This is a genomic window from Microbispora corallina (assembly GCF_016863035.1).
In the GTDB taxonomy this organism is placed as follows: Bacteria; Actinomycetota; Actinomycetes; order Streptosporangiales; family Streptosporangiaceae; genus Microbispora; species Microbispora corallina.
The window spans coordinates 1-756 of record NZ_BOOC01000111.1 but is presented as its reverse complement, the minus strand read 5'-3'; the positions used below and the strand labels follow the sequence as shown (position 1 = coordinate 756).

Genomic DNA, 756 nt, shown 5'->3' with positions numbered 1-756 from the left:
GCAAGTGTCTGGACGTCAACGGAGCGGGCACCGCCGACGGCACCAGCGTGATCATCTGGGACTGCAACGGGCAGAACAACCAGAAGTGGCGCCTCAACTCCGACGGTTCCATCACCGCCGTGGGAGCGAACAAGTGCCTGGACGTTTCCGGCGCGGGCACCGCCAACGGCACCAGGGTCCAGATCTGGGCCTGCAGCGGCGCCGCCAATCAGAAGTGGACCCGGACCTGATCTCCTGACGGCCCGTCGGCCGTCGGACGCCGGTACCCCTTGTGCCGGGTGCGCGTGACCACTCACGCCCACCCGGCACACGCATACCCGGCACCGCCGGCCACCCCGACCATCCGCGGTCCCACGCACCCTGCCCGCACCCGCGCACGCGCGAGGAGCAGCCGCAAGGCGACGCGGCCGGGAGGTGAGGCGGCCGGGAGGCGGCGCCCGTGGCGTGCTCGTCGTGCCGACCCCCGCCGTCGGCGGCGGGAGTCGGCAGGCGGCTGACACAGGCCCGGGACGATCGCGGGCACCCGGCCTGATGGCGACGGACCGGGCGCCCCTGCCGAGCGGGCGGTGACCCCGGTGGATCGCGCCCCAAGAGGACGCGTCGCCTGACAGCCGAGAGCCGGTCCGCGCGGCTCTCTGCCCGGACCGGCTCGGGATAGGACAGGTGCCGGGGCGGCGGTCGCCCACCCCGGCGCTGCCGCGTCTACGGCGGGGGATCGGCCGGTGTCAGACGCGGGTCCACTTCTGGTTGGCCTGC

At 74.2% G+C, this 756-nt stretch carries 1 protein-coding gene; it reads left to right on the top strand.

Translation table 11 applies throughout. The features are described from left to right. Positions 1-230: RICIN domain-containing protein (locus tag Mco01_RS38760; RefSeq protein ID WP_204061798.1), on the top strand; the 230-nt coding region annotated here is incomplete at its 5' end. Positions 231-756 lie beyond the last annotated feature (526 nt).